This is a genomic window from uncultured Flavobacterium sp. (assembly GCF_963922255.1).
Classification (GTDB): domain Bacteria; phylum Bacteroidota; class Bacteroidia; order Flavobacteriales; family Flavobacteriaceae; genus Flavobacterium.
In genome coordinates, this window is record NZ_CAWUIC010000047.1 from 1 (window position 1) to 1,562 (window position 1,562).

A 1,562-nucleotide genomic window follows, 5' to 3' on the forward strand; every position below is an offset into this window, starting at 1 on the left:
TAAAATCAAAAGTGTTTTCATTCGTGACGATTGGTTTTTAAATGTTTGCTAACGTGTTGCAGCTAAAAGAAGTGGCGACGAACCAAAACCAAGCCAAAACAAATATAACGCAAACTTTTGAATTTTCGGAGAAAATTTGGAAGTATGCCCTTGCCTAAGCCATTTTTTTTAACTGCTGTTGTAGCACGTTTTTTATTTACTATTATTCCATTCGTCATTTTCTTTCCAAATCAATTCCTCATCTATTATGTCAAAACAGTATTTATTCAAATTTTCAATTATTTCGGCAAAATCTATTGATGTCTCGATTTTATATTTCAAAAAATCAGCCTCAACAAACTGCGTTAAAATGTCATCATCTTTCTCAATGCAATTTTTAATTTTTGCTTTTAATTCCGTCAATTTATATGTTCCAATTTTTTTCCAGAATAAGGTTACATCAAATGACGGATTATAAACAGTTTTTGCTAAAAATCTATTCCATTTGGTGTTTTTGAATTTGTCGTTTTTTTGCTCCAAATTCCATATTTCCATTTTATCTGAATACATTTCCGCATCACTACTATCTTGAATCAGACTGTATGCACTTGTCCTCTCAAAATATTTAATAGTTTCCTTATTAATGATTTCAATTCCTTCGTTTTTGTAGATTGAAATCAGAGGAAGTTCAGGCGATTTAGTTATTTGATTTGTGTTTGTCATTCAAATGTGCTACAACGTTGATGTGTATGGTTAGTTGCGTGTTTCAGCAACTAATTTAGTAAACAAAAACGAACGCGAGAAAATTCCGAAGGAATTTTCCAAATAAGCACTTACCAAAGCAATTAATTATACACGGTGTTACCACCAGTTTTTTATTCCAAGTAATTCTTTCATTCGTTCATTATATCTGTAAAGAATTCTATGTTCTGGCAGAGTTCCGTACATTTTTTCAGGATACTCAATTTTAAATCCAAATTTCTCAGATTTGGCATTTAGCTTTTCGATAAAGCTGTCTGAATAAGTAGCACCCTCAGCAAGTAAGTATCTTTTTTTTCCAGCAAAAAAGTCCTGTTCAGCCTTTTGAGTATTAAATTTATTATAAAATTCAGGTGCTTTTGTCGAATCAATTTTATTTGAAATATGGTAATCATAAATTTCAAATTCAAGACTATCTTTTATCCCAAGACCTTCCATAAACAAAAATTCTTCTCGTAAGTCTTTTGCTTTAGGATTTACAGTTATACTACAATAATTAAAATACCTTTTTGGGATTTCAAAAATTCCAAGAGAGTTAGTTTTGAGCCGTGTTGTGTCTTTTTTATTTGTAATTAAAATATCGTGTTCTCTTTTATTTAAATACGCAAGAGTAGAGTCAGTTGTCGATTCGGTGAATTTATCGTCTGTATCTCTGTATTTCACGACTTTTACTTTTCCGATTTTAGTTTCCTGCGCAAGTAGATTTTGGAATATTCCAGCTGTTAGAATTATTAATATGTATTTTAAATGTCGATTCATCCAAATTGGTGGTAACGTTACCGCGCTTCTCGCAGTTGCAAGTTTTATCACTTACAATAACAAAT

2 protein-coding genes are annotated in these 1,562 nt (G+C 30.9%); both read right to left on the reverse strand.

The features are described from left to right. Nucleotides 1-192 precede the first annotated feature (192 nt). Entirely contained in the window at nucleotides 193-702 is a 510-nt protein-coding gene (locus tag AABJ49_RS14285; RefSeq protein WP_338378968.1) for a hypothetical protein, read from the reverse strand. Between the two features lie 138 nt (nucleotides 703-840). Further along, complete coding sequence (locus AABJ49_RS14290; protein WP_338378969.1) at nucleotides 841-1,497, reverse strand: hypothetical protein; 657 nt, start codon at nucleotides 1,495-1,497, stop codon at nucleotides 841-843. Between the last annotated feature and the right edge of the window lie 65 nt (nucleotides 1,498-1,562).